This window comes from Actinomyces bouchesdurhonensis, from assembly GCF_900128465.1.
In the GTDB taxonomy this organism is placed as follows: Bacteria; Actinomycetota; Actinomycetes; order Actinomycetales; family Actinomycetaceae; genus Pauljensenia; species Pauljensenia bouchesdurhonensis.
In genome coordinates this window covers 39,139-40,717 of record NZ_LT635869.1, presented here as the reverse complement: position 1 = coordinate 40,717, position 1,579 = coordinate 39,139, and the positions used below count along the sequence as shown (strand labels likewise).

Annotated in this window: 1 protein-coding gene; it reads left to right on the top strand. The window is 66.1% G+C overall.

Annotated features, from left to right (window positions below; all coding sequences use genetic code 11):
- On the top strand, positions 1 to 1,579 hold a 1,579-nt coding region (locus BQ7477_RS08565; RefSeq protein ID WP_129582564.1), incomplete at both ends, for a (Fe-S)-binding protein.

The window sequence follows — 1,579 nt, the reverse complement described above, 5'->3', positions numbered from 1 at the left end:
CGGCCACTTCGCGCCCTGGGAGTGGCTCACCGAGGTCTTCGCGTGGGGTGGCCTGGCCGGCATCATCGGCCTCATGATCGTGCGCCAGCGTGCCGGGCGCGGAACAGCCGCCGAGGCGGCCCTCTCGAACGACGACCCCGACGGTGCTGCCAGCGCAGTTGATCCGAAAGGCACCCCGCCCTCGTCCCTGACCCGCCCCCACCCGCGCGACTCCTCCCCAAAGGGCCTAGCTTCCCGCTTCCTGGGTTCAACCCGCTGGCAGGCCCTCTTCGTCGAGTGGGTCATCCTCATCGTGTGCGCGTGCGTCGTCGCGCTGCGCGGCCTTGAATACGCGCTCTTCAGCGTCACTCCAGGCCTCGAGGCCCACGCGACCGCCCTGCACTTCCCGCTCACCGCCTGGCTGGGCGCACTCTTCACGGCTACAGCCTCCTCCTCCGCCACCTCGCTGGCCAACGCGATCGTGGCAGTCAGCGCCCTGAAGGTCATCACCTCCATGACCTGGCTGACTGTCGTCGGCATCCAGACCGGCATGGGTGTCGCATGGCACCGCTTCGTCGCGATCCTCAACCTGTACACGCGCCGAAACGCCGACGGCACGAAGTCCCTGGGTCCGGCCGATCACATGCTCATTGACGGAAAACCGGTCACCAGCGAGGACGACTTCGACGACCTGCCCGAGGACACGGTCCTCGGAGTGGGCACGGTCGACGACTTCTCGTGGAAGGCGCGCCTGGACCTGTACGCCTGCACCGAATGCGGCCGCTGCCAGGAACTGTGCCCCGCATGGAATACTCAAAAACCCCTCTCCCCCAAGCTCCTCATCATGAGCCTGCGCGACCACATGGAGTCCGCCTCCAACGTGCAGATCGTCGAACAGGAGGAGGGCCACCAGAAGCTTCAAGCCGGGGAGGTCCTCCTCGATAAGGGCGTGCCCGCCTCGCCACACTCTTTCGACCTGGTCTCCGCACTATCCCTATCAGGCGCCACAGGCCCCGAGGGAGTCTCCGCGGTCACCGCCCCCATCGTGCCCGTGGTCGTCTCCGAAGAAGTCCTGTGGGACTGCACAAACTGCGGAGCCTGCGTCGAACAATGCCCCGTCGACATCGAACACATCGATCACATCCTCGACTTGCGCCGCCACCAAGTCCTCATGGAAAGCGCATTCCCCCGCGAGCTGGGCCGCGCATTTCGCGGCATGGAATCCAAAGCGAACCCCTACAACCGCCCTGCCCGCAAGCGCATGGATTGGGCCAAGAAACTGGACTTCGACATCCCCGTCGTCGGCGAGGACATCGAGGACGCCTCACAGGTCGACTACCTATTCTGGGTGGGCTGCGCGGGCGCCTACGACGACACAGCGAAAAAAACCAGCGCCGCCGTCGCCGAACTCCTGCACACGGCGGGCGTATCCTTCGCGGTCCTCGGCTCCGGCGAGTCCTGCACGGGCGACCCCGCCCGCCGCGCCGGCAACGAGGCGCTCTTCCAAATGCTGGCCGCCCAAGCAATCGACACCCTCAACGACGCCAAGCCACAAAAGATCGTCGTGTCCTGTGCGCACTGCTTCAACACGATCGCGGGC